Source organism: Pseudoxanthomonas spadix BD-a59 (assembly GCF_000233915.3).
Taxonomy (GTDB): Bacteria; Pseudomonadota; Gammaproteobacteria; order Xanthomonadales; family Xanthomonadaceae; genus Pseudoxanthomonas_A; species Pseudoxanthomonas_A spadix.
The window spans coordinates 1,970,304-1,994,157 of the sequence record NC_016147.2 but is presented as its reverse complement, the minus strand read 5'-3'; the positions used below and the strand labels follow the sequence as shown (position 1 = coordinate 1,994,157).

The window sequence follows — 23,854 nt, the reverse complement described above, 5'->3', positions numbered from 1 at the left end:
CTGAACGTGTCTTTTCCATTACAACTCCAATGCGCCCTCCGTCCACGCCGGATGCGCATAGAGCCGAGGGCTTGACGATTGCCCTACAGGTTAATTAATTCACCGGAAGATGATAATATGGCCTAAATACATATGACTACTGCAAATAATGCAGATATGAACGGCACTGAGTTCGAGCAAATCACAGCTTTTTTGGCCGCCATCGAGCATGGCGGATTCAACTCTGCCGGGCAGGCGCTGGGGCGTGATGGCTCCATCCTCTCGCGGCGCGTCACGGCATTGGAAAGGCGCCTGGGCGTGCGCCTCATGGAGCGCACCACGCGAAGGCTGGCATTGACCGAAGCGGGCGAAGCCTTCCATCAGCGCATGCGCGGGGCCTTGCAAGCCTTGCAGGAGATCGAGCAGGACACCGCAGCAGCGGCGACCGGCGTGCGCGGCACGCTGCGCATCGCCTTGCCTGCGACCTTCGGCCGGATGTGGGTTGCCCCGATCCTTCCCGCCTTCTTGGCAACTTATCCCGATCTGCTCGTGGAAGCGGCCTTCGAGGATCGTTATGTCGATCTGGTGGCGGAGTCCTTCGATGTGGCTGTCCGCATCGGAACATTGGCCGACAGCAGGCTGGTGGCACGCAGGCTCGCGCCATCGCGGCGCTTGCTTTGTGCGTCGCCCGCCTATCTGCAAGCGCACGGCACGCCTGTCCGGCCAGCCGATCTTGCGCAACACGCCTGCCTGGGGTTCTCGCGCTTGGCCTCCCATCCTCTTTGGCACCTGCACGACGGCGACAAGGCAACGGCGATTCGGATCGCAGGCCCGCTGGTCACGGACGATGCGCAAAGCCTCGTACAAGCAGCCGTTTCCGGTGCAGGCATCGCAATGGTGTCCGACTGGCTGGCCGGCCCGGAACTGTGCAGCGGCCGGCTGGTGCCGGTACTTCCCGACCATCCCGTGGAGAACAACGAGACGGTCTACCTGGTGCATCCATCCGCGCGATTGGTGCCAGCCAAGACGCGGGCGTTCACAGACTGGATCGTGGGGGAGCTTGGTACAAGGCCGTGGCTGAGCCAGGCGTCAGCCGACTGACAGCCCTCGGGCGCGCCCTACCTCCCACGACACCCCGCCGCCGCGCACCGTCGCGGCGATCTGCTGCCCCAGCCGTTGTTCGATCACTGGCCGCCACGGCACTAGGCTGAATCCCATGCCGTCATCGAGCATCGCATAGCGCCCACTGGCGAGCATGACCGAGCGCCGGTAGATGCCGGCCACGCGCTGCCCATCGGCCACTGGCCGATGCTCCAGGCCAGTTTCGCCGGCGATGTCCTTCGCGGCCCGCGCCAACTCCCGATTGCGCAGCGTGCCCAACAGATTGCGGGCGAGGATCACGCGCTGCCCGCGCCGTTCGGCCAACCCCTGTTCGGTGAGGAAGTCGGCGCGCTGTTGCAGGGTGTTCTTGACCTCGCCACCAAAGCCCAGGTCGCCCAGCCCTCGGCCACCGCCGATCAATTGCTGGTCGAGCCAGGTCGCGCCGATTACGCGGGCCTGCCGCTCGATCGGCAGGTGCGATTTCAGTTCCACCGCCACGCCGCCCAGCCGCTGCTCGTCGTACTGGCGGCCACGCTCGGCCAGGTCGTCCGGCACCCTCCATAGCCCTTCGGCCACGCGCTCCACGATGCCCGCCCGGCGCAAGGCTTCCAGCCGGCGGACATGTGCCGCGATAACTTCCTGCGGATCGCGTCCGGGCTTGGCCCGGCCTTGCTCGATCGCCAGGTGATGATCGGTGCGGTACAGGCCATCGCTCGCCAGCGCGGCGATGTTCTTGTCGGCGGCCCGCACCTCGGCGGAACCGCGCACCTCCACCACCGCGCCGGTGGGATAGTTCGCCGGTTCGTCGCGGGCGTTCAGCGCGACGTAGTGGGCCTTGCCGTCCACGCCGTCGATGACCAGATAGCCGCGGTCGTGCAGTTCGTCGGCCAACCCCTTGGCAGCGACGCGGCCGATGACGGTGCGGCCATCGTCGCCCGGCTCGAACACCGCCAGCTCGCGCGGCTGGCCGCTCATGGCCCGCTGCATGGTGCGGATGATGTCGCCACGCTCGCCCAGGGCACGCAAGGTCTTCTCCGCGTCGGTATGGACGGCCCAGGTGCCCGGCTGCATCTCGTCAGCCAGGCCCAGACGCTGCAAGCGTTGTAGGCGACCGATCAGCAGCAGGCGCTGGCGTTGCAGCCGGGGTTCGTTGAAGCGTTCGATCTGCACCCGGCCAGCCTCGCCGGCCTCTCGTTGCAGGGTGCGGTCGAGGCTCGTCCACCGCTCTTGCTCCACCTCGCGCTGCAAGGTCTGCTGGATCTCCAGTTCGGTGCGTGGCCCTAGCCATTCCGTCGCCAGTTCGGCGGCGCGATGGCGAAAGCCGTGGGCGATGTAGTCGCCCGCGATGATGAGGTCTTTGCCAGTGTCGTCACGTCCGCGCACGATGAGGTGCGTATGCGGGTTGTCGGTGTTCCAGTGATCGACCGCCACCCAATCCAGTCGCGTCCCCAGGTCGGCTTCCATCCGGTTCACCAGATGCCGGGTATAGGTGCGCAGGTCGTCCAGCTCGGCGCCGTCTTCCGGTGAGACGATGAAGCGGAAATGATGCCGGTCGTCGGCGGCCCTCTCCTTGAAAGCGTCAAGGTCGGCCTCATCCGCCTGTGGCCCGTAGGCCCGGCCCGGCTCGCCATCACGGCCGGCGCCGTCGCGCTCGATGTAGCGCAGGTGCTTGGCGAGCGATTGCGGGCTGGCGTTGCGCTGATTGACCAGCAGGGTCTTGATGGTCACGCGCCGCGACATGGGTGTCAGCTTCGCCCCGGCGAAGCGCGCCGCCGTGTGGCCGCGCCCCAAGCGTGAGCCGGGCCGCTGGCCTGCGCGTGCGCCGCCGCCACCGCCTGCGGATTGGCGCACCGACGACTTGCCGCCGCTGGCCTTGCCCGCCTGCTTGAGCACCTTGGAAACGAAGCTCTGTCCCTGGCCCTTGCCCCGGTTCTTCGGGCCGCTGGGGCGCACCCGAAAATCGTCGTCGCGGCGGTCGGTCATGGCTGCGCTCCCTGCAAGCTATGGCGTGTCCGGTCGTGCGAAGCACGCGGACATGCCTGCATTGGCGCGACCCTCGCGCCCCACGCGGCACGGCGGCGAAGCCGCTCCGTGCCGCGCCACCCCCATGTGCAGACTGGCTTTGCGGGCGGCAGAGTGCCGAACCCTTTTGTCTTGCCTTCCGCCTTTGCCCCTCGCTGTCGCTCCGGGTGTCGGCGGCCCGGCGGCGCGGCGCTGCTTGCAGCCAGCCCGCCGGCGAACGCGCCCGCGCTGCACGCGCGACGACACGGCGGCAGCCACTGGAACGACATGCTCGATGGCACGACGAGAGGCACGGCAACGTGCAGCGAATCGACGGCCATCATGGGCGTGTCTCCAGCCAGACCGGGTGCGCGACGCCGATCACGGCGGATGCGCTGACCGGGCCGAAATAGCGGCTGTCGAACGACGCCGGATTGGTCACGCTCAACAGGAACAGCTCGCCCGGTTCGAGGCGGCGGCAAAGCTGCAAGGATGGCAGCGGCCGGCCCAGCCGGTCGGTAGGCAGCGCGGCGGCCGCAGGCACGCCGTCGATGCGTACCTGCCCGGCGACGATGCAAACGTGTTGCGGCGCGACCGCGCCCACACGTTTGAGCAGCGGAACGCGGGTCGGCAGGTAGCCGCGCTGCGCAGCCAGCATGGCGGCCCTGTCGGGCAGCGGCACCAGCACGATGTTGTCCACGGACAGCGGACGTGGCAGCGAGGCGGTGCGCGGGTCGAACGGTTCGATGCGATACCAGCCGACCGCCACGCTGTCGGACGGGTTGTAGGTCAGACGCGGCAGCGGCGACACGAAAGCCGCCCAGGCCAGCGCAGCGAGGCCGACGGCGGCGAAGCCCGCCAGCACGATGCGAACGCGCAGGCGCGAGCGAGGATGCGGCGCGGCTTCATGCGTGCATGTGGTGTTGGATTGGGTCGTCATGGCAGCGCCCTTCCGGCCAGCCAGGCGGCGTGCCGCTCGGCGGTGTATTCGGGCAGCGCCAGGCGGGCCGCCAGACGGTTGCCCAGCGTGCGCCAGTACGCGGGCGACACGTCGATGGCGGCGATGCCTTGCGCGTCGATGTCGTCGATGCGTTCCAGCACGGCACGCACCGCGTTTTCGCCTTCGGCGTGCAGCAGCAGGCGTGCGCCCGGCCGCACGCCAGGGATGCGCTGCATGTCGTCCAGCGGCGTGGCGGCTTGCATCACCATGAGTTGCCAGCGGATCGTGCCGTAGTCGTTGGCCTGCCAGCGCACGCGGCAGAACATTGCACGCGGCAGGAACACTGCGCAGCGCCGCCAGCGGTCGAGCCGCAGCGTGCGCGCCGGCTCGCCGAAGCGCAGGTAGAGCTTGAATCGCGGTTCGATGTAGGCGAGCGATACGCGAGTCAGCGGCACGCTGCCAGCCTGGCCGGCGAGCGTCGAAAGCGAAGGCGGCGGCGCAGCAGCCGGTGCAGCCGTCGCCGCGTGAGCGGCAGGCAAGGCGGATGCGTTCATGGCAGGTTCTCCGTGCGGTTGTCGGGGAACTCTCGTTCCAGCAAGCCGCGCAGCAACTCGGCCACGGTCACGCCTCGCGTGAAGGCCGACACCTTGATGCGAGCACGCATCGCGGGTGTGATGTCGAGGGTCAGGCGTGCGGTGTAGAGGTCGCCTTTGTTGAGTGCATCGGCATCGCCCTGGCGAATCCACGCCTCGGCGTGCGGATTCGCGGGCGGACGTGCGCCGATACCGACGCGCTTGCTGCGTGGTGGCTTCGCTGTCATGTCGGCCACCGCAGTAGTTCGTCCACCAGTGCGGCGATCTCGCGCGCGGCGGTGCTGTCCGGCGCCGTCTCGCGTGCGAGCCGGCCAGCGGCTACGCTGTCGGCGAAGACGATGCGCTGGCGAACCTCGGCGCGCAGCGCTGGCAGCGGTTGTTCGGCCAGCGACTGCCGCGCCTCCCGACCGATCACCGTGGTGCTGACGCGCCGGTTGATGACGAAGGCCGCGCGCAGCGCAGGCCGGAACACCTGGGCCTCGCGGATCAGTGCCACCATCTCCGCGCTGGCCCACAGGTCGTAGGGGCTGGGCTGTACCGGGATCAGCACGCGCTCGGCCGCCAGCAGCGCGGAACGCGCCAAGGCGGCGATGCGCGGCGGCCCGTCGATGATGACGTGATCTGCGCGGCGGGCGAGTTCTGGCGCTTCCTGGTGCAGCGTCTCGCGGGCGAGGCCCACGGCGCTGAACAGCCGGGGCAAGCCTTGCTGGCTTCTGCGTTGCGTCCAGTCCAGTGATGACCCCTGCGGGTCGGCATCCAGCAGGATGACCGACTGCCCGCGCATCGCCAATTCGCCAGCGATGTGCGTGGCGAGCGTGGTCTTGCCCACGCCGCCTTTCTGGTTGAGCAAGGCGACGATCATTGCGTGGCCCTCCATGCTGGAAAGCCAGGCTTTGCCTGCCGTGCGAAACGCTGTTCGCCGTGCCGTTCGGTGGTTGTCCACTGAATCGGCGCGCTTCTACTAAAAGTTAGAGATTTATAGTTAGGTAAGTTAGAGAGGACGCAAACCCGCGCCGTTATTGGCTTTCCGGCGTTTTCGTACTCCTGATAGCACGATAGGTGTACTCCTGATAGCACGATACCCGGTACTCCTGATAGCACGAGGCCGTCCACAGGCTTTACCGCAGTTATCCCCGTGCCGTATGCAGCACGGGCCGGAAGGTCAGCAGCTCCAATCCTTCGTCCGGCATCGCCTCGATGCCGAGGACGTAGCCGGGCAGCGACTGCCGCGCCACCAGGACGCGCAGGTCGTAGGCGAAGTCCGAGAAGCGCGCCGCGCTGCCAGACTTGCGGTGCAGATGCCGGAAGTCGAACTGCCAGCCATGTTCCTGCCGCCCGCCGTGCTTGCGCACCAGGCGGTACAGCCAGCGTTCGATGCCGCCTTTGAGGCGGAAGTACGCGGGGTCGATGGTCAGCACCAAGGCGGCGTCCACCACGCCGGCATAGAACCAGTCCGGCAGGATCAATTCGAGGCCCAGCGGCACGCCGCTGGCGTCGGCCAGTTCTTTCCACTCGTTGATCCACGAGAAGCGATGCAAGCGCCTTCCCGTGGTTTCGCGGATGGACGTGGCCACGCTGGTCGATTGCAGGCGATCCAGCGCGACTTTCAGGCGCAGGTAGTCGTTGAGGGATGTTCCTCGTCCAATGAAGCGCAGGATCTCGTAGGGCGTGGCGCGTATCCAGCGCGACGGGCGAATGCCCGCGTCGCGCGCTTCCACGATCTGCGAGGCGGCCCAAATCAATACGTCGGCATCCCAGATGGTGGCGATGCCATGCTCGGCCGTGCCCTCCACCCGGATGGTGATGCCGCCGGCTCGGAAGTCGATCGGCGCGGTGCGCCGCGACTTGGCGAGCGAGAAGAACGGAAAGGCCATCAAGTCCTGACTGTCGCGCGGTGCCATGTCGCCCGGCAGCGCGCGGAACAGGTCGAGCTGTTCGCGCTGCGGCAAGGCTTGCCCTGGCGGGCTGGACATGGCGATGGCCACCGGCGATGCACCGATCAGCGCGCACGGCTGTCGGCCGAATGGTTCTCGGCGTATTCGGGATCGGACGTGGCCTCGTAGCTGCGCGCATCGGCCCAGGCATCGAGATCGCTCACGGCGTACATGACGCGACGGCCGAACTTGCGGAACTTGGGGCCACCACCGATCACGCGCTGCTTCTCCAGCGTGCGAGGGCTGAGGCGCAGATACTCGGCGGCCTCGTCGTTGGTCAGGTAGCGTTGGGGCTGCGCGGGCGCAGCGACAGCAGCAGCGGCAGGTCGCAAGGGAGCAGGTCGCATGGGATGGTCCTCCATCAAGCCCGGCCACACCACGCAGCCGGATAGAGACACTTTCAAGAAAGCGAGGCTTCCTGCTAAGGGACGAATTGCAGGGGGCGTAAGACGTCCCCCTAATGCGGCGCAACTGGCGGAAGCTGCGCCAGGCTGCGATAGCCGCCGCGCATCAGCGCCTCGCCACGACGCACCAGCCGCCGCACGCGGGCACGCAAGGCGCTGTCGGGGTGCCAGTCGGAGGCGACGGCATCCACGCCGAACAACCCTTCGGCCACCTCGCGCAGGGATGCGCCCGCCAGGGTCGCGTCAAGCGCCTGCAAGGTGTGCAGTTCCAGCAGCGCAGCGGGCATGGGCCGGGAACGTGCCGCTGCCGCAGGCGCAGCTACGGTCGCCACGGCCAGGGCATCCAGCCCGGCCGCGAGCGCGCGATAGCGTGCGCAGGGCGTAGCGCAAGCGCGGGTGGCGTAGAGGTAGGCCATGCCGTCTTCCAGGCCCGGCGCCAGCGCGAGCCGCATGCAGCAGCCGGGCCAGTGCGACACCAGCACCAGGCGCTTGCCGTCGTGGATCAAGTGTTTGCGACCGGGGAGGTGCCAGAACTCGAAGGCATAGGCATCGGGCGGCGGATCGGCATCGGGGTAAAGCTGCACCACGGCGTCGTGATCGGGGAACCAGGCCGGATGCGCGTCGCGCGCATCCAAGGCCGGGTCTTCCAGCAGGCGCAGGCCCCACGCCTGCGCCGCGTCCGGCTGGCGGCGTCGGCGCAGCCAGTCGCGGCGGTAGTCGGGATTGCGGCGCCGGTACTCCCAGGCCAGCGCGGGGCCATCAAGGTGTAGCGTGTAGAGATACGCGGCGGTCGGATACCAGTGTTCGGCGCTCGGGCCAGCCATGACACAACCTCCTGTCAGTCAGCAGGAACGTCGCCACGGTTTTCGATGTGCGGGAGCTATCGGTTCAACATCAAAGCGTCATCGTTATCGGGTTAAGTTGCGTCTTCTGATGTCAAGACCGATTGGCTCCGGTGCATTGCGAAAATCGTCTGAATGCGACGGCTGCGCCGCCAGGAATGGACGGTCAGCATCGGACACCGTGCCGCAGTCCGCGTCGAAGACCATGACTGTTTGCAGCAGGGTCGCACCGCTTCGGTGCAAGAATGCGGATTGAGACCTGCACGGTCTTGAGTCAGACGGAAATAGTCACAATGCGCCCCGGCTGGCCGGACTGAGCAAGGTTCGGTCAGTCCGTGATCGAGCCGTTTTCTTCGGCCAGCCGCAGGTACTCCGACAGCCACCGCATCGGCTGGAAGTAGCGATCACGCATCACGGGTTGCTTGTGCGGCCCGACGATGAACGCCAGATCGGACAGCTTGACCATGCCCAGCGCCGGCATCCCGATGCCTAGGTCGATCAGGCCATAAGCCGTGTCGCCATCCGTAGGATCGAGCGACGCCAGCAGCCAAGTCGCGTGCGCGTCCGGGGTGAACAGCCGCACCACCGGCAGCGGGTCGCTGTCCTGCCCGGTGGCGCGGGCCTGACCGTTGGCCAGCAGGCGCGCCCGTTCTTCATCGGTGACAAGCGGGATCACGGCCGTGTCGCTTCCACGAATGAACGAAGCCGCCAAAGCGCATCCCCGTTTTGGCACGGATGCACAGATGCGCATGCCCACGCATCCGCAGAAGCGTAGATGCACGAAGGCGCATGTACGGAAGTCAGGAAAGACACGGATCAGGCTCTCCGCTTTTGAAGAAATCCGCCGAGGCGGATTTCTGTAAAGGCAAAAAACAGGTGAGATTTGATGAATGAGTTAAAGATAACGTGGTTTTAATTGTGTTGCGAATCGACGCTTCTGTCTATGCAGAAGCGACCCGTCCAGCGCGGCCGACCAGTCGGCGCCACTACCTTCGACGCCGAATTGGCCCAGGCCTTCGGCGCGGCGGTGCGTGCGCTGCGCACGGAACGCGGCATCGCTCAGGAGACGCTGGCGAACCTGGCAGGCATCGAGCGTTCACACATGGGCAAGATCGAGCGCGGCGAACATGCACCGACCCTGGCGGTGATCTTCAAGATCGCCGGTGCGCTGGAATGCAGTACCGCGGTATTGATGGCCGAGGCGGAAAGCCGACTTCAAGCTGCCGAGGCATAGCCGCTGGGATGAAATCGCCCCACCGCAACGGGCGGGGCGCTGCGGCGGTCACGCCGCCTGGGGCTTGCTGCGCGACCAGATCAGGTCGTGCGTGCCGTCCTCGCCATCGATCAGGCGGGCATAGACCGGAGCCGGGAACGAAGGATCGTCGAGGGTTACGGACTTGTATTCCCGCCCGGCCTCGCTGGTCTTGTTCCACGCCGCGCCGATGTCGTGGCCGGCGGCCTGGAGGCGGAAGTCGGGGGCGTTCTCGCTGCTGCCCTTGTCGTTGGGAGCCAGCTTGACCTTGACGTTGAGCGTCAGGGTGCGAAGCGTGCCGGTGAAGCCGTCTTTGTCTGCGGTGAAGGTGCCGATGTTGGCCATGATGTTTCTCCTTTCGGTTGAACAAGTTCGCGCCCATCGCGTCCTTGTTGTGATCCGGCCGGCGGGGGACGGGCTGGCTGCACCGCTTGCGGTCGCAACGCAGTGGAGAACCGGAAGGCGAAAAGAATTTGACCCGCGAGGAATGCGCGCAGCGCAGGGGAAATTGTTTTCGCCGCACGGTTGCAGCCACGAAGCCCGAGGCGCAGCCGCGCCACCGCCAGGATTCACAACGAGACAAGGACGCCTTGGGCCGAACCGCTCCGAAAGGAGATCGGGCCGACTCGGCATCCCCGCCCGAAGGCTGCACCGGCTCGCCCGCTGACGCGGGCCAGGTCAACCCCCAACGACAGGCGAGAGCGCCCCGGCCGCACCTTGCAGCGCAGGTCTTGAGGCGTGGTGTGGAAGCTCCATAGCGATGCCGGGCGGGTGTCAGTGAACTGTCCTTCGTGACGTGATTGGCAGGAACCGCCAGCGTTGAGGACGGCACGCTTCCGCACAACCTGCCGCAGCAAGTGCCAGCGTGTTCGCCAGCGGCCCGCCCATCGCGGCGGGGCGCTGGCCGGGCCGATCCGGCGCAGCCGGTTCGGTGGCATCGAGGGGCGCCAAGCATCGCGCGGCGGGGATAGCCCGCAGGGCTTTCCCCTGGAGGCAAGCGCAGCGCGCAGCGCCGCAGGCGCGAAGGCGTGAGGGATTGAAGCCGAATGGCCGTGACAGCGAAGTCGGCACGGGGCGCAGCCCGAAAGCCCGGCGGCGCTTGCGCCGACACGCTCACCGCACGCGACGCTCAAAGCGCGCGGATGGAAACGTAGGCGATTTTCCTATCTGTAGAAAACCAGGCTTCTTCAACAAAGGAAGCTCCAGCACGGGAACTGCCAGCGCTTTCGAGCGTGACATTTGGTGGAAGCTGCAAAACCGTCCTCGCAATCTCGCGCACTCGTGCTGTGTCTCCGACGGAGGTATTGAAAGAACCTTTGTCGTGGCGACTACCATCGTCATTCCATGACGCCTGCATGCTTTTCGAGCTGGTGTGTTTGCTCTTTGCGATGTGGACATGGCGCTTCAATGGAATGCTTGGATTTGGCGGGTCAACTCGGTACATCCAGTCTTTTTTCCCGGAAGCCACCCATATGCTCTCCAGCGCGAGTTGCAGGTTGCACCGCTTCAGAACATCCAACGTGAGTTCAACAAGAATCTCGTCCGGGTCGTTCTCGGCATCAAGGTCTTTCAAAATTTCGGAAATCCTCATCTATTTCTCCTTCTGGAGTCCATTGTTTGACCATGTAAAGCGCTTGAAGCGCGCTATATGAGGCTACCAGAGGGTGTTTCAATGCCGCCGGAGCCCCCCACGATGGCGGCGGCTTTCTGATTGGGCTGCTGATCGCGGTTATTTCTTCGTCTCGAGGAGCCACCGCACGGCACGCGGCAAGGCGCGGCCCGTGATGGGGTGAATGTCGGTGAGGTCGGCGCAGGCCGACCAGCCCGAGGGCGGGCGGTAGCCGCGCACGTCGCCTGCGCCGTGCCAGTGGCGGGCGCGTACCGTGCCCGGGGCGTAGATCGCCGCCATGCGCGGGCGGCTGGCGGTGGTGCGGATCATGGGGTTTCTGCTTCCCGCGAAGCGCCCCGGTCGAGGCCGGGGCGCTCGTCTTCGGCGCGGTCAAGCAGCCAGCGCCACGGCGGGTTCATCCGCCACTGCCTCGGCATCCTCTGGGGCGTCCTGCTCCGAGCCTTCTTCCTGGGTGGCATCCTGCGGGCCAGCGGCCTTGAAGATGGCCGGCATCCAGCCCGTTCCCTCGGTCAGACGCTCGGCTTCGCCGGCAATGTCGGCCTTCTTCGATTTCGCCAGCCGATTGACCTGCTCGGGCGCGTACTCGCTCACGGCATCCAGAATCGCGGCCTTGGGAACGTGCTTGAAGTAGCCTTCTGCGGTCGGCTTCCACCATGCGGCCATGTCGAGGCCCACGGCCTGCGCCAGTTCTGCGCCGGGCTGATGAGGCGTGGCGCGAGGCGTCACCACGTCCACCGTGGAAGCCACGCACACGGCCAGCAGCCGCACCAGTTCGTCTTGCGACTTCGCCAGCAGCGCGGCGAACAGTTCGGCGCTGTCCTGCGGCAAGGCTTCGCCCGCCACCTGTTGCAGTTCGCGCAGCGCCACGGCGGCGGCCGATTCCGGCCAGTCGGGGGCCATGCCTTCCAGCCGGTCTTGCACTTTCAGGCTCACGCCCAGCGGCAGGTCGTGGCCGTAGGGGCTGTCCTGCAAGACGGTCTGCACCATGTCATGCACCAGCGCGGCCAGGGCGACTTGTGGATGCCGGGCGACTTCGATTTGCAACGCGGCGGTGCGGTGCGCGCTTAACCGCTGCGCCAGCCGGTCGGACAGGCTCGCGGCCTTGGGCTGCTCGGCGTCCTTGCTGTCGTCGTCGTTCCCGGCTTCGCCTTCCGCGCTGCCGAAACCCTGCCGCAAGCGTTCGAGCGTGCGCAGTGCCTTCGCTTCGGCTTCGCGCAGCAGCCCGCGATGAATCACGGCTGCTCCCTCGCGGTCGAGCGTGACGATGGCACCGGCCACGGCGCGCACGTCCGGGGCGTAGCCCTGCAAGGCATCCTCCACGGCTTGCAGTTCCCCGGCGACCTGTTCGCGGAGCGGTTCCATCACCTTGGTCTTGTCCTCGTCTTCGGCGTCGTAGGCTTCTTCCAGCTCGGCGTCGATCTTGTCGAGGCGGTTTTGCAGCGAGGCAATGCGGCGGGCTTCGCGGGCGGTCGGTTCGCGGCGCTGGCGCGGCGCGTTCTGGAACGCCTGCCGCTCGGCGTAGCTTACGTGCGGCACGGCTTCCACCCACGCCCAACCCTCGGCGCGCACGTCCTCGGTCAGCACCGCCAGCTTGCCGCGCACCAGCGTTTCCAGCAGTGCGGCGTCGGTGAGGTAGGTTCCGGCATCGCCTTCGGCGAACAGATCGCGCCGGATGCCACCGCTTGCCGCCGTGTAGATGTCCAACCCGACAAAGCGCACCAGCGGATGCGTGGCGTCAATTTCGCGCTCGGTCAGGCGCTCGCGCAGCGCGGATGCGCCTCGCTGCCACTCGGGCGCGCCGTAGAACGCGGCTTCCTGCGCGGCGTGGTCGTCGGTGATGGTCAGGGCCATCAACTGTTCCAGCGTCACCGCGCCTGGATTGCCGCTGCGGTAGTCCGCCAGCAGGCGCGGCGAGACGTTGGCCAGCTTCAAGCGGCGCTGCACCACCAGCGGAGACACGCCGAAGTCGGCGGCAATGTCTTCGATGGGACGGCCCTCCTTGACCAGTGCGGCGAACGCCTCGAATTGGTCGGCGGGGTGCATCTGCTCTCGCAGCAGGTTTTCCGCGAGGCTGACGGTGCGGGCCGAGGCATCGGGCACCAGCAGGCACGGCACATCATGATCGGCGGCGACGCGTTTCTTCTTCGTCAGCAGCTTCAAGGCGGTCAGGCGGCGATCACCGGCCACCACTTCGTAGTGCTCGCCATCGGCGGAGAGGATGACAACGAGGTTTTGCAGCAGGCCGATGCGGGCAATGCTTGCGGCCAGTTCAGGGATGGACAGGCGCGGGGTCTTGCGCGCGTTGCGCTTGGAGCGGCGCGGCAGCAATTGCGAGAGCGGAACCAAAATCAGGTTTTTGGTCGGGTCGGCCACTTCCAGCGGCGCGGCGGTTTCGATGGCGATGGTTTCAGTTTGGGTAACGGCGTTCATGGTGATAACTCCTTGCGATTAGGGATGCAGCAGCGAGAGAAGCGGCAAGGGCTGCTGCCTGCCCCTGCCGCGTGGGGTTCAGGCTTTCAACTGGCGCAGGCCGTCGGCCAGCAGCCACAGGGCGCGATTCAGGCGGATGCCGTTGTCAATGCCCTGCACAGGTCGGGTGGTCTGGCGGCGACCGTTCGCGGCGCGGGCGGACAGTCCGCCTTTGACGAGGTTTTCCTGAGTGCGGTTGAACACGCTCCACAAGTCGCGGCGGCTGTCGTCGGTGCGGCGCGGCATCAGGATTTGGCTTTCCGTGATGGGCGCGGGCTTGTCCTCGTCGTACTTCAACGCCAGCGCGGCGCGGGCGAACACTTCCGATTCACCCGTGTCGAGTGCGATGGCCTGCATGGCGTCGCGGGATTCCTGCGCCCGGTCGAAGCCGTGCAGGACTTCGTAAGCGCCTTCGATAACATGCGCGGCCACGTCGCCCTTGTGGGGTATGCGCACGTCCGCCACGGTGTCGCCGCAGACCAGGCCGTTTTGGCACACGAAGCGGAACATTCCAGCGAGCATCTGATAGCTGCTGGTGCCGTCATGCGAGTTCAGCAGGATGATTTCGTTGGCCTCACGGCCGTTGATCTGGATGGCATGGCGCAGCCGGATCATGTGCTTGGTGTAGTCGCGGCGGTCGTCGTTGCGCACGCGGGTCTGGCACACCATGAAAGGCTCGAAGCCTTCCCCACGCAGTTCTTGCAGCACGGTGGCGGTGGGGATGTAGCTGTAACGGTCCGAGCGGCTTTCGTGTGGGGCGTCCGCAAAGATGGATGGGGCGACGGCTCGGATTTGGTCATCCGACAAAGGACGTTCCGAGCGCAGCACCGGCGAACGGGAAGCGAAGCGGGAAGCAAGTTGCATGGTCTTTCTCCTGACAAAGTTGGCTGTTGAAGAAACCTCACCGGATTCCTAGATTCGGAGCCCAGCCTCTCGGCTGTTCGGTGCGGTCGGCACGAAGAACCCGGTTGGCCTCGTTGCCACCGTCTTTCCTGAGTTCATCGCCCGCGACGGAAGGGAGCTCGTGGACGGGGGCCGTCAAGGAGGCAAGCGCTGGGTTGGTGCGGCCCGCAGGCGCAGCCGAGGACACGGCCCTGCGCGCCTTGACGGCACACGGACGCGGGCTACAGTCGCGGACAAGGTGATGAGTTCAGGGAAGACGGCTGGACAGGCAACGGCCATCCCTTTGTGCCGACCGCACGCAAGCGAAGCGCGCAGGCCCGAAGCTGGAAGCCGGGCCGAAGGCGTCAGCCGAGCGGAGCGAGGGAACGATGGAAGCCCCAAGGGGGCGAGACGCCAGGACCGCAGGGCAGGGTGGCTCGATGCGCAGCACGACAGCGCGCCCGGCCGCCTTCTTGGCCGGGGGACGTCCAGACTTAGGTCGGTATCCGGGTACCTGAGCATCCGTTCGATGACGCGCACTGGGGTACCGACAGAAGTGGCTTGGTCAAATACGCTACCAGCCATGTTCACTATCAAAGACAGGCCATGAGCGCACCCCAATCCGATAATCCGAAGCAGATCTGCGAAAAAATCCTCATCGAGGGGAAGCGCTACAACGTCGAGCACCGCATCCTGCCAAGTGAAAATGCCGTTTCCGATCGACTGCTTGCTCGTGGCATCGAGCTGACCGAGGCCTATGAGGAACTGCACGGCAAGCTCCACGCACATCCGCATGCGCTGCAGGTCTTTCTAGGGCTTGTCCTGAGCACCGCCGCCTTCTGGAGCCCGGAGAAGATCGCGCAGGCGCGTACCGCACGAGGCGATCTCGGCAACGTCAACCAGCAGATTGCGAGGAGGGCGGCAGAGCTGGCTGGTCTGCTGCAGCAGCGCTCGGATCTGCACAACACCTCCGGCTTCAGCACCGACACCCACTACCACGTGTGCGATGTGATCGAGGCGGCGGCCAAGAGCAACTATCTTTTCACGTCGTACGTCCAGGAGCGCCTCGATGCTCTTCACGGCCAGTTCGATCTGAAGTATTGGCCGTCACTGAGCGACTTCCTGCAAGAGCTGGCCTCCGATGCCGAGGACGCGGTCATTGAAGCCACAGACCCCTTGACCGCGGCCGCCACCATGGCGTCGCGTCCGTCCCGCGCGGATTTCATCAAGGCGCTGCTCGCAGCCATCGACGAGAACAGGGGGCGCAACCACGGCCAACTGCCCAACGATTTCAAGGTCACCGACAACACGCTCGCTACCTTGGCGAGCTGTGTGTTGGACCTGGGCGCCGACGACTTGGTCGATGGCCCCTACGTGAAGCGGCTCCGTCAGCGTGAACGCGAAGGAGCCAAGTAGCCATCGACAGGCCTTCCGGTGACTTCGGTTCTGCGCCGATCAGGCGCAGCCTGGTCGGCGGCCTTTCAGGGGCGCCAAATGAAGTGCGGCGGGGATGGCTGCTACCCGATCCTCTGGAGGCAGCGCAGCGCGCAGACCCGCCAGGGCCGAAGCGTCAGCCGACCCTAGGAGGGAACGATGGACGCCCGGGAGGGGCGAGACGCCCTAGGTGGGTCGATGCGCAGCAACAGCGCGGCCTAGCATGGGCCGGGAGACGGCCTGAATCCGTTCAGGTAGACCTATGAGCCAGCGACGGCAGCGACATACGCGGGCGTAGCAAGGCAGCCCTGCGGTTCTCGAAAAGAGAGCGTTGCAGGGCGTTTGAAAGTGGCTAAAATGGCTCTTTTTGGCAAAGGGAGCGGCGATGCAATCGATGTCGGCCCGGGATGCGAAGAACTCGTTCGGCAAGTTGATTGATATCGCAAGGGCAGAGCCCGTTGCTATCGAGAAGCATGGTCGGGCTGTGGTCGTGGTGCTCTCGATTGAGGCCTATGAACGGCTGCAATTCGTCCGGGAAACGCCGGCTGAGGCTACGCCTATTGTCAGCCAGGGCGGCGATCTTCGTACAAGGCAGGCTGCGGTGAGCACGAACGCTAAATTGGTGGGCAAGGGCTGATGAGCATTAACAACAATGAGCTTCCGACTGGATGGGCGTTGGTCCGCGTGGATAGGGTTGGTGCTGTCAGGCTGGGCCGTCAGAGGTCCCCTGATAAGCACACTGGCGAGCACGCCACCAAGTACCTGCGCGCAGCGAATATCAAGCCGACGGGCCTGGATCTAACTGATGTCCTTGAGATGGATTTCACGCCAGCGGAACGAAGGGTATTTGCGCTACACGCCGGGGATATTCTCTTGACCGAGGCGTCTGGAAGTTCGAGTCAGGTGGGGCGCGCAGCTCTCTGGAGCGACGAACTATCGGACTGCTGCTACCAAAACACGATTGTCCGGTTCCGCCCGCATGCCACGCTGCCCGACTATGCGTTGGCGGTGTTTCGTCACTACGCCGCCTCCGGAATATTCGGGCGTGTTGCGCGCGGTGTGGGCATCCAGCATCTCGGTGCCAGTCGATTTGCCGAGTTGCAGTTTCCGCTGCCGCCAATCAATGAGCAAAAACGTATTGCTGAAGCAGTCAGCCAGCGTCTTGCCGAGATTCGGCAGGCGGGAACTCATCTGCGATCAGCCTGGGATCGACTCGGCGCGCAGCGCAAAGAAGTCTTGGCAGCGGCTGTGTCAGGTGAGCTTGTGGATATGCCGGAAGGGGGCAGTGAGGGTGCCACTGATTCTTCGGCGACGTTGGCACTGATTCATCAGAAGTCAGGTGCCCCGCAGGGCGCTCTGTTTGAACCCACGGCAGGAGTACTTGTGCCGCCGGAGGGCGTTCTAGAGCCTTTGCCGCTCGGGTGGGTATGGGCCAGGATTGATCAGGTAGGTGAAGTCAGGCTGGGGCGACAACGCTCTCCAGAACATCATCACGGCGAGCACATTCGGCCTTACCTACGAGTTGCGAATGTGTTTGAGGATCGCATCGACACAAGTGATGTTCTTGAAATGAACTTCACGCCGGAAGAGTATCCCGTGTATGTCCTTGAACAGGGCGACATCCTCTTGAACGAAGGGCAGAGCCCAGAGCTTGTTGGTCGGCCAGCGATGTTCCGGGATGAACTGCCTGGGGCATGTTTCCAGAACACATTGATTCGCTTTCGAGCTGGACCAGCTGTAGACCCCGAGTTCGCGCTGCTGGTCTTCAGGCATTACTTGCACTCGGGCCAGTTTCGCAAGATCGCCCGCGGATCTACCAACATCGCTCATCTGGGGTTGGATCGCTTTCGATCTATGCCATTTCCGCTTCCTCCGCTGGTCGAGCAGGCGGCGATCGTTGATGAGGCTCGGCAACGCCTGGCTGTGGCCGACGCACAAGGGAATGCTGTGCTCGCGTCGATCGACCGGCTCCCAGAAATGGAGCGCGAGTTGCTTGCTGCTGCCGTCGCCGGCGAACTGGTGCCCCAGCAACCAGATGATGAACCAGCGGCTCAGCTACTGGATCGTTTGGGCGAACCATTGGAAATCGCCGTAACACTGCCGGAAGTGGAGAAGGGCAGCAAGTCAAAAGGAGACACCGTGAAGCCCAAAAGCACACCACCCTCGAAAGCGAGCAAGTCCACAGTGCAGCTGAGCGCAGTCTTGCGAAAGGCGGGGCGTCCATTGCCATTGCCAGAGCTGTTCGCCTTAGCCGGCTTTGACCGTGATCAGCCGGAGCAAGTGGAGTCCTTCTACTTGGCACTTCGATCCGAGCTGGATCGAACGATTCGTCAAACAGGAACTGCCGCAGAGAATGCCGTGTTGGAGGTCATCACCGATGCGCCTTGACGAGGTCACCATCGGTGAGTTCAAAAATCTGCGAAATTTGCACGTAGATTTTGATGAACAGTCGCCCTATACGGTCTTGGTAGGGGAGAACGGATCGGGTAAGTCGAATCTGATCGAAGCTCTTTCGCTCATCTTTCGCAATCTTGACCTTGATGTCGAGGCACCATTTTCGTATCACCTCAAGTACCAATGCCGTGATCGAGACATTGAGATAAAGGCGGAGGGCGATCAGTTTCCGAGGTTCTGGATAAAGGATAGGGCTGAGAGTGAATACAAGGAGCTAACCAGGAAGCGCTTCATGGCCGAGGATGACAGCGGGCGTCCCCTCTATCGGCCAGGCTTTGTGTTTGGCTACTACTCTGGCCCGAGTGATCGGTTGGCTTCGATATTTGAGAAGCATAGAGAGCGTTACTACAACTGGATCATCAAGTCTGCAGAACAGCGCGGCAAGGTACGCGTCGTCGATCCTAACAATCTGCGTAGGCTCTTTTACGCGCAAACGCTGCACGGGCAATTTGCGCTCATTGCGTTCTTCATGAACGCGGAAGAAAACTCCGATGACGACAGGGAATTTCTTCGCGAGCATCTTCAGATTGATGGACTGGACAGCGTCCTCTTCGCTTTGAAGCAGCCACCTTGGAGGCGTCGCGGCGGCGACCCACGCTTTTGGGATGCGGTGGGCGAGGTGCAGGAATTCCTGAGTCGCTTGTATGACAAGGCGATGCTCCCGGCGCGTATGGACAGACGTATTGCCGTTGATCTGACCAAGAACCCCGTCGTTGAAAGCTTGTATCTCTTCCTACCAAAGCCAGATGCACTTGAAGAGGTGTATGCGTCTTACGCCGATCAATACGCGTTCTTCACGGCGCTGGAGAGTACGCATCTCTCGAAACTTCTTGGCGAAGTGAGAACGCGGGTTCGAATGACTCCTTCCGCCGGCGGGGGGGAAGTCACCTATCGCGACTTGAGTGAAGGAGAGCAACAGCTGTTGCTCGTTCTTGGCCTTCTGAAGTTCACCGCACGAGACGAGGCATTGTTCTTGCTTGATGAACCAGACACTCATCTCAATCCAAGCTGGAGCACGCAGTACCTCGAGTTCCTCGATCGCTTTATTCGGGGACGTGACAGTTGCCACATTGTGATGTCGTCGCATGACCCACTGGTATTTGCAGGACTCAAACGTGATCAGGTGAGGATCTTCCGCCGTGATGCAGAGGGACGAGCAGTTGCAGAGCTGCCGGACAATGACCCACGAGGAATGGGAGTCGCCGCAATCCTCACCAGTGACCTTTTCCGGTTGCGCTCCACACTCGATCCAAAGACACAGGAAGAACTTGACCGCCAGCGCATCCTTGCGATGAAAGAGGTCCTGACGCCGGAGGAAGAATCTGAGTTTCGAGATATAAAGGCGCGCCTCAGAACCTTGGGCTTCGACCAGACGATTCGTGATCCTCTCTATGGTCAATTTGTGAAGGCATGGACGGAACAGCAAGATCCAGCGTGGGCGGAATCTGTCCAGTTGACGCCCGAGCAGATGGACGAGCGGACTCGCTTGGCGGCGAAGATCGTTAAACAGCTCCAAGCAGCCGAGGGCGGCTGATGCGATTCATTGATCTGGAAGAGCTCAAACCAAAAATTCGCCATCTCATTCCGGCGCTCGAAGCAACACGTGATGCCGTTCTTGCAGAGGCAGATCCGCAGCAACGTGCTGCAATCATCAATGCCAATCGTGCCCAATGGGTCGCGCTGCGCGTAGAGTTTTCGGCGTTCTCGCACGGTAAGTGCTGGTACGTTGAGTGCAAGAACCCCGGGACCGATGACGACATAGATCACTTCCGACCAAAGCTCGGCGTCAAAGAAGACCCCACGCATCCCGGCTACTACTGGTTGGCGTTTGACTGGACGAACCTTCGCCTGAGTTGTCACCGTGCGAATCGTCCCCGGATCAATCCAGAGGGCGCAGGAACCGGCGGTAAAGGTGGCCATTTTCCGCTCATCGATCCGGGAGCTAGAGTCTTTACGCCGGCGCAAGGAAGAGGGCAGGAGGTTCCGTCGCTACTGGACCCCACGAATGTTTTGGACGTCGCCTTGCTGACTTTTCGGCAGAGTGGCGAAGTAGACCTCTCCCCTGAGTTCAAGGGGCAACCGGGTCCAGAAGCCAAGCTCGCCGCCAGCCGACTCATCCTGCACTTGGATTGGCCTGCTTTTCGTGAGGCACGCGTCGTGCTCTACAACAAGATCGAGCGAACTGTGGACCGAGGCGAACGTGAAGCGCCAAAAAATTTTGATGGGAATCTTGCACCGAGCGATGGGTTCGTCGATGCCATACGTGATTTGAAGAATGCGATGAAAGCTGAAGAAGAGTACTCGGCCGCGGCCAAAGTCTATGTTGAGTCGTTCAAGCACCTTTGGTGGGTGCGCGACATCGTATTGAAGGTGGCAGCATGAAAGCGAAGAGTACAGCTGCAACGGGCGAGGCGAGTGCTCTTGTCCGCAAACTTTGGCAGTACTGCAATGTCTTACGGGATGACGGCCTTTCCTATCCCGACTATGTCGAGCAGCTCACTTACTTGCTATTCCTCAAGATGTCGGATGAGCAGGCGGGCGGCCCCGTTCCTGCCGAGTACGCCTGGGGATCGCTGGTCGATCTCGACGCTGAGGGCATGCAAGCGCACTACGTCCGTGTGCTTGCGGCACTGGGTGAGCGTGATGGCATGCTGGGTTTGATCTTCCGGAATGCAAAGAACAAGATTAAGGACCCGGCCAAGCTTCGGCTACTCATCGTGGATCTGATCGGTCAAACCGAATGGACCGGTCTCTCTAGCGATTTGAAAGGTGATGCATACGAAGGCCTGTTGGAGAAGAATGCTCGCGATACAAAGAGTGGCGCTGGGCAATACTTCACGCCGAGGCCGTTGATCGATGTCATTGTCGAATGCGTCAATCCTGTGCTGGGCGAGGTCGTGTGCGATCCGGCCTGCGGCACAGCCGGGTTCTTGCTCGCCGCTCATGACTATTTGAAGCGAACGAATCCACTCATGACGCGAGCGCAGCAGAAGCGGCTGGCCACGAAGTCGATTCGGGGCGTCGAACTGGTTGAAGAGGTTGCGCGCCTTGCCACCATGAACCTTTTGCTCCACGGCGTAGGTGGGAACGCGGAATCAGAGTTGCCCATCACTTGCACCGATAGTCTGAAGCATCCACCGAAGTTTCAAGCGGATGTTGTGTTGACCAATCCTCCTTTCGGAGTGAAGGGCAGCGTGACGTACACGCAAGACCAGAAAGGCAACCGGAGCGACGATAGTCTCACTATCGTGCGCGCTGATTTCTGGGTGCAGACCGCAAACAAGCAGCTCAACTTCCTTCAGCATATCGTTTCCCAGCTGAAGCCCGGCGGACGCGCTGCAGTGGTAGTGCCAGACAACGTTCTCTACGAGGGCGGGGCTGGTGCTGTCATCCGTCGCCGTCTACTCGAAGAGTGCCGTCTTCACACACTTCTCCGGCTGCCTGCTGGTTTGTTTTATGCCCAAGGGGTTAAAGCGAACGTCCTCTTCTTCGACCGCAGACGGGCGCAGGACAAGATTCTGCCCTCAGAACACCTGTGGATATACGAACTGCGTACCACCAAACGTTATTCGCTTAAGACCAAACCGTTGCTGCGAGAGGATCTTGACGAGTTTCTGTCTCTCTATCGGTCAGACAGCGTGCGCAATGGAGCCAATAGCGAGCCAACGCCGAGTGGGTCTGCATCGCGCTCGTATCGAGTCGCCGACATCTTGCTAACAGAGGACTGCTTGTGGGACATGGCCTGGTCTGACGAGTCAGGCGAGAAGCGTCAACCTGGTCTTGCCAGGCTGGATGAGTTGTCACGCCTAGTCGCAGAGGATCTGCAGCGAGCACTGTCGTTGATTAGCAATCCTAGAAGGCCATAGCCTTCATCTTTGTTTTGGCTGGCAAGCCGTTCGCGGGCGGGGCGGACAAGACGGACGGTTGGCCGATAAAGGCGCGTGCGGTGCTGTGCGTGCTTGAGCTGCTTCGGCGGGCAAGCATGAACACCATGGTCCTGCTCAGGGAAATGAATTTTTTGGATAGGCACGTTGCCACCATGGCGTCGTGGCCGCGAACGGAGTCAACACGATGAGCGACTACTTTAGCGATCGTCAGAACGGTCCGCGCGCACGCACCGAGCAGGTCATTTCGCCAACGGTCTGGGCGGGCCTGGTGGCAACGGTGCAGGCGTTGATCAATAGCGGCGCATTCGGCTTGCGTTTTCCCGAACGCTGCCCGGATGGGCAGGCCACTTGCGGTGGCGATGCGGACGCCTTGGCGGCTTCCGTAAGCGCAGAAATGCCGGGTCTGGCTTGGCCATTGGAGACCGTCTCCATCGATGGGGAGGGCTTTCTTGCTGAGCGCCAGCCGTTCGCGCCGGACACCTTACTCGTCTTGGACTTCATCGAGTTCGTTCACGCATCAGTGGCAAAGCCGATCTCAGGGAAGTATCACGACTTCTTCAGTCATCACCACCTGACCTTCGACCAGGAAGCGGGGCAGGAAGACTTCCGCGCGACCGTCAATCGCATGTTCGCGCGCAACGGGGTTGCATTCGAGATGCTGCCCAATGGTCGAATTGAACGAGTGCTCCCGCCTGTGCTTGGCGAAGAGTTGAAACGAACACTCTTCAATACTGGGGATCGCACGCTCGACAACATGCTTGACGAGTGCAGGGCCAAGTTTTCGGACCGCAATCCATTGGTGCGTCGCGAAGCGCTGGAGCGGTTGTGGGACGCATGGGAGCGTCTCAAATCACTTGCTGACCCGAGCGACAAGAAGCGCTCGGTCAAGATCATCCTCGATGCCGTCACTTCTGTTCCGTTGCTACGGGAGAGACTGGAGACAGAAGCGACAGAACTGAACTCCATTGGAAACAGTCACCTTATTCGACATTCGGAGATCAGCCAGGTGCCGTGATCGATGTGGATCAGGTCGACTACCTGTTCCACCGCCTGTTTGCCATGATTCAGCTGATGCTGAGGAAAAAGTAGACGTATGAACGCCCGTACGTTGCGCGACGATGCCGACGGTCGCCCAGGCGCAATGGAAAAGATCAACTGGGGAGAGACGCAATGCTTGAATGGTACTTGGAAGTAAATGCCCTGTTTCGGGCAATGCGTCAGAAAGCGATCGATGCACAAGGCCTCCTTGCGAGCGACGATAAAGCAGGAGCCAAGTTGATCAATGGCTATTTGAAAGCCGACTATCAACTGCTGCGCAAGCTGTGGACCGGTGCAGGGTTCCCTGAGCAAGACATGGGAAATCTTGGCAGGCATATCGGATTTGGCGACGCCAATGACTACGACGACATCCTTGCGCGCGATCTACCCCAGGTTGAGGTGAGGGCGGAAGCGCATGTGCGCGAAGCGATGGGCACCAAACCGAGCATAGGCTTCGAGGAACTGCTGCATCCGGTTATCTTCGCGCATGCCTTCCAGCACTATGTGGACGGACACTACCGCGATGCTGTGTTGAACTCCGTCGTTGCGATCTTTGATCTGATGCGAGGGCGCACCGGCCTGGATCTCGACGGCGCGGCTCTGGCGACACAAGTGTTGAGCTTGGAAAAGCCGCACCTGATTCTCAGCGAACTCGACACGGAGTCGGGCAGAAATGACCAGAAGGGGTTCATGCAAATTTTGGTCGGTGCTTACCTTGGCATTCGCAATCCCAAGGCTCATTCGCTAAATCATGACCTCGACCCGGAGAAGGCCGCGCAGTATCTGATCTTCGCCAGCCTTCTAGCCCGACGGATCTACGAAGCGAAAGACGCTCCGAAGACCTGAGGCGCGCCAGTTGCATCGGTGGTTCTCGATGCGACCTCGAGCCACTGGAACTCAGACGATGTCCTGCGAAGGAATGCAGGTAGTGCAAAGAATCGAGCACTTCGCAATGTGCTTCTGCACCACGGATTTCTAAAGCGGACCAGGCCGCACACCATCACAGGGGCACCC

General features: G+C 63.0%; 24 protein-coding genes. 10 read left to right on the top strand and 14 right to left on the bottom strand.

Annotated elements, in window-relative coordinates; genetic code table 11:
* The first annotated feature begins 156 nt into the window (after window positions 1–156).
* Window positions 157–1,080 carry a LysR family transcriptional regulator gene (locus tag DSC_RS08970; RefSeq protein ID WP_014160845.1) on the top strand — a complete coding sequence of 308 codons (924 nt, stop codon included), beginning with the start codon at window positions 157–159 and terminating at the stop codon, window positions 1,078–1,080.
* Here DSC_RS08970 and DSC_RS08965 read toward each other — a convergent pair.
* The 9 genes from DSC_RS08965 to DSC_RS08925 form a co-directional block, all read right to left on the bottom strand.
* On the bottom strand, window positions 1,069–3,063 hold the full coding sequence (locus DSC_RS08965; protein ID WP_014160844.1) for a relaxase/mobilization nuclease and DUF3363 domain-containing protein: 1,995 nt from the start codon (window positions 3,061–3,063) through the stop codon (window positions 1,069–1,071). The two genes, DSC_RS08970 and DSC_RS08965, sit on opposite strands and share 12 nt — an antisense overlap.
* 358 nt (window positions 3,064–3,421) lie before the next feature.
* Entirely contained in the window at window positions 3,422–4,021 is a 600-nt protein-coding gene (locus DSC_RS08960) for a S26 family signal peptidase (RefSeq protein WP_014160843.1), read from the bottom strand.
* A complete protein-coding gene (locus DSC_RS08955) occupies window positions 4,018–4,575 on the bottom strand; it encodes a DUF2840 domain-containing protein (protein ID WP_014160842.1) in 558 nt (185 codons plus the stop codon). The genes DSC_RS08960 and DSC_RS08955 overlap by 4 nt, the downstream gene beginning before the upstream one ends.
* The gene (locus DSC_RS08950; RefSeq protein WP_014160841.1) at window positions 4,572–4,841 is read right to left on the bottom strand and encodes a hypothetical protein; all 270 of its coding nucleotides are present in this window, start codon (window positions 4,839–4,841) and stop codon (window positions 4,572–4,574) included. Before DSC_RS08950 ends, DSC_RS08955 begins: the two co-directional genes overlap by 4 nt.
* On the bottom strand, window positions 4,838–5,476 hold the full coding sequence (gene parA / locus DSC_RS08945; RefSeq protein ID WP_014160840.1) for a ParA family partition ATPase: 639 nt from the start codon (window positions 5,474–5,476) through the stop codon (window positions 4,838–4,840). Before parA ends, DSC_RS08950 begins: the two co-directional genes overlap by 4 nt.
* Before the next feature lie 265 nt (window positions 5,477–5,741).
* Entirely contained in the window at window positions 5,742–6,599 is an 858-nt protein-coding gene (locus tag DSC_RS08940) for a replication initiator protein A (RefSeq protein WP_014160839.1), read from the bottom strand.
* A gap of 14 nt (window positions 6,600–6,613) precedes the next feature.
* Window positions 6,614–6,895, bottom strand: a complete 282-nt coding sequence (locus DSC_RS08935; protein WP_043291169.1) for a helix-turn-helix transcriptional regulator — start codon at window positions 6,893–6,895, stop codon at window positions 6,614–6,616.
* Between the two features lie 110 nt (window positions 6,896–7,005).
* Window positions 7,006–7,776 carry a DUF2285 domain-containing protein gene (locus DSC_RS08930; protein WP_014160837.1) on the bottom strand — a complete coding sequence of 257 codons (771 nt, stop codon included), beginning with the start codon at window positions 7,774–7,776 and terminating at the stop codon, window positions 7,006–7,008.
* A 346-nt stretch (window positions 7,777–8,122) separates the two neighbouring features.
* Window positions 8,123–8,470, bottom strand: coding sequence for a DUF2958 domain-containing protein (locus tag DSC_RS08925; protein ID WP_043290503.1), 348 nt, complete (start codon window positions 8,468–8,470; stop codon window positions 8,123–8,125).
* Between the two features lie 267 nt (window positions 8,471–8,737).
* Between DSC_RS08925 and DSC_RS08920 the strand changes: the two genes are divergently transcribed.
* Window positions 8,738–9,028 carry a helix-turn-helix domain-containing protein gene (locus tag DSC_RS08920; RefSeq protein WP_006452450.1) on the top strand — a complete coding sequence of 97 codons (291 nt, stop codon included), beginning with the start codon at window positions 8,738–8,740 and terminating at the stop codon, window positions 9,026–9,028.
* Window positions 9,029–9,076: 48 nt separating this feature from the next.
* Here the strand turns inward: DSC_RS08920 and DSC_RS08915 are convergent, their stop codons facing one another.
* From DSC_RS08915 to DSC_RS08900, 5 genes are all read right to left on the bottom strand, one after another.
* Window positions 9,077–9,391 carry a DUF736 domain-containing protein gene (locus DSC_RS08915; protein WP_014160835.1) on the bottom strand — a complete coding sequence of 105 codons (315 nt, stop codon included), beginning with the start codon at window positions 9,389–9,391 and terminating at the stop codon, window positions 9,077–9,079.
* Window positions 9,392–10,175: 784 nt separating this feature from the next.
* The gene (locus DSC_RS16635; RefSeq protein WP_148268113.1) at window positions 10,176–10,637 is read right to left on the bottom strand and encodes a DUF6367 family protein; all 462 of its coding nucleotides are present in this window, start codon (window positions 10,635–10,637) and stop codon (window positions 10,176–10,178) included.
* 138 nt (window positions 10,638–10,775) lie between these two features.
* Entirely contained in the window at window positions 10,776–10,985 is a 210-nt protein-coding gene (locus DSC_RS08910) for a hypothetical protein (RefSeq protein WP_014160834.1), read from the bottom strand.
* 60 nt (window positions 10,986–11,045) lie between these two features.
* Complete coding sequence (locus DSC_RS08905; protein ID WP_014160833.1) at window positions 11,046–13,106, bottom strand: ParB/RepB/Spo0J family partition protein; 2,061 nt, start codon at window positions 13,104–13,106, stop codon at window positions 11,046–11,048.
* A gap of 78 nt (window positions 13,107–13,184) precedes the next feature.
* The gene (locus DSC_RS08900; protein WP_014160832.1) at window positions 13,185–14,009 is read right to left on the bottom strand and encodes a DUF932 domain-containing protein; all 825 of its coding nucleotides are present in this window, start codon (window positions 14,007–14,009) and stop codon (window positions 13,185–13,187) included.
* A gap of 624 nt (window positions 14,010–14,633) precedes the next feature.
* On the opposite strand from DSC_RS08900, the gene DSC_RS08895 reads away from it, so the two are divergent.
* From DSC_RS08895 to DSC_RS08860, 8 genes are all read left to right on the top strand, one after another.
* Window positions 14,634–15,443, top strand: coding sequence for a hypothetical protein (locus tag DSC_RS08895; RefSeq protein ID WP_014160831.1), 810 nt, complete (start codon window positions 14,634–14,636; stop codon window positions 15,441–15,443).
* 403 nt (window positions 15,444–15,846) lie between these two features.
* A complete protein-coding gene (locus DSC_RS08890) occupies window positions 15,847–16,098 on the top strand; it encodes a type II toxin-antitoxin system Phd/YefM family antitoxin (RefSeq protein ID WP_014160830.1) in 252 nt (83 codons plus the stop codon).
* Entirely contained in the window at window positions 16,098–17,849 is a 1,752-nt protein-coding gene (locus tag DSC_RS16090) for a restriction endonuclease subunit S (protein WP_083833515.1), read from the top strand. Before DSC_RS08890 ends, DSC_RS16090 begins: the two co-directional genes overlap by 1 nt.
* Window positions 17,839–19,449, top strand: coding sequence for an AAA family ATPase (locus tag DSC_RS08880; RefSeq protein ID WP_014160828.1), 1,611 nt, complete (start codon window positions 17,839–17,841; stop codon window positions 19,447–19,449). Before DSC_RS16090 ends, DSC_RS08880 begins: the two co-directional genes overlap by 11 nt.
* The gene (locus tag DSC_RS16630; protein WP_148268112.1) at window positions 19,449–20,297 is read left to right on the top strand and encodes an HNH endonuclease family protein; all 849 of its coding nucleotides are present in this window, start codon (window positions 19,449–19,451) and stop codon (window positions 20,295–20,297) included. The genes DSC_RS08880 and DSC_RS16630 overlap by 1 nt, the downstream gene beginning before the upstream one ends.
* Window positions 20,294–21,781 (top strand): class I SAM-dependent DNA methyltransferase, encoded by a 1,488-nt coding sequence (locus DSC_RS08870; protein ID WP_014160826.1) that lies wholly within the window; start codon window positions 20,294–20,296, stop codon window positions 21,779–21,781. The genes DSC_RS16630 and DSC_RS08870 overlap by 4 nt, the downstream gene beginning before the upstream one ends.
* 205 nt (window positions 21,782–21,986) lie before the next feature.
* A complete protein-coding gene (locus DSC_RS08865; RefSeq protein WP_014160825.1) occupies window positions 21,987–22,817 on the top strand; it encodes an AbiJ-NTD4 domain-containing protein in 831 nt (276 codons plus the stop codon).
* A 155-nt stretch (window positions 22,818–22,972) separates the two neighbouring features.
* Window positions 22,973–23,686, top strand: coding sequence for a TIGR02391 family protein (locus DSC_RS08860; RefSeq protein ID WP_043290501.1), 714 nt, complete (start codon window positions 22,973–22,975; stop codon window positions 23,684–23,686).
* Window positions 23,687–23,854 lie beyond the last annotated feature (168 nt).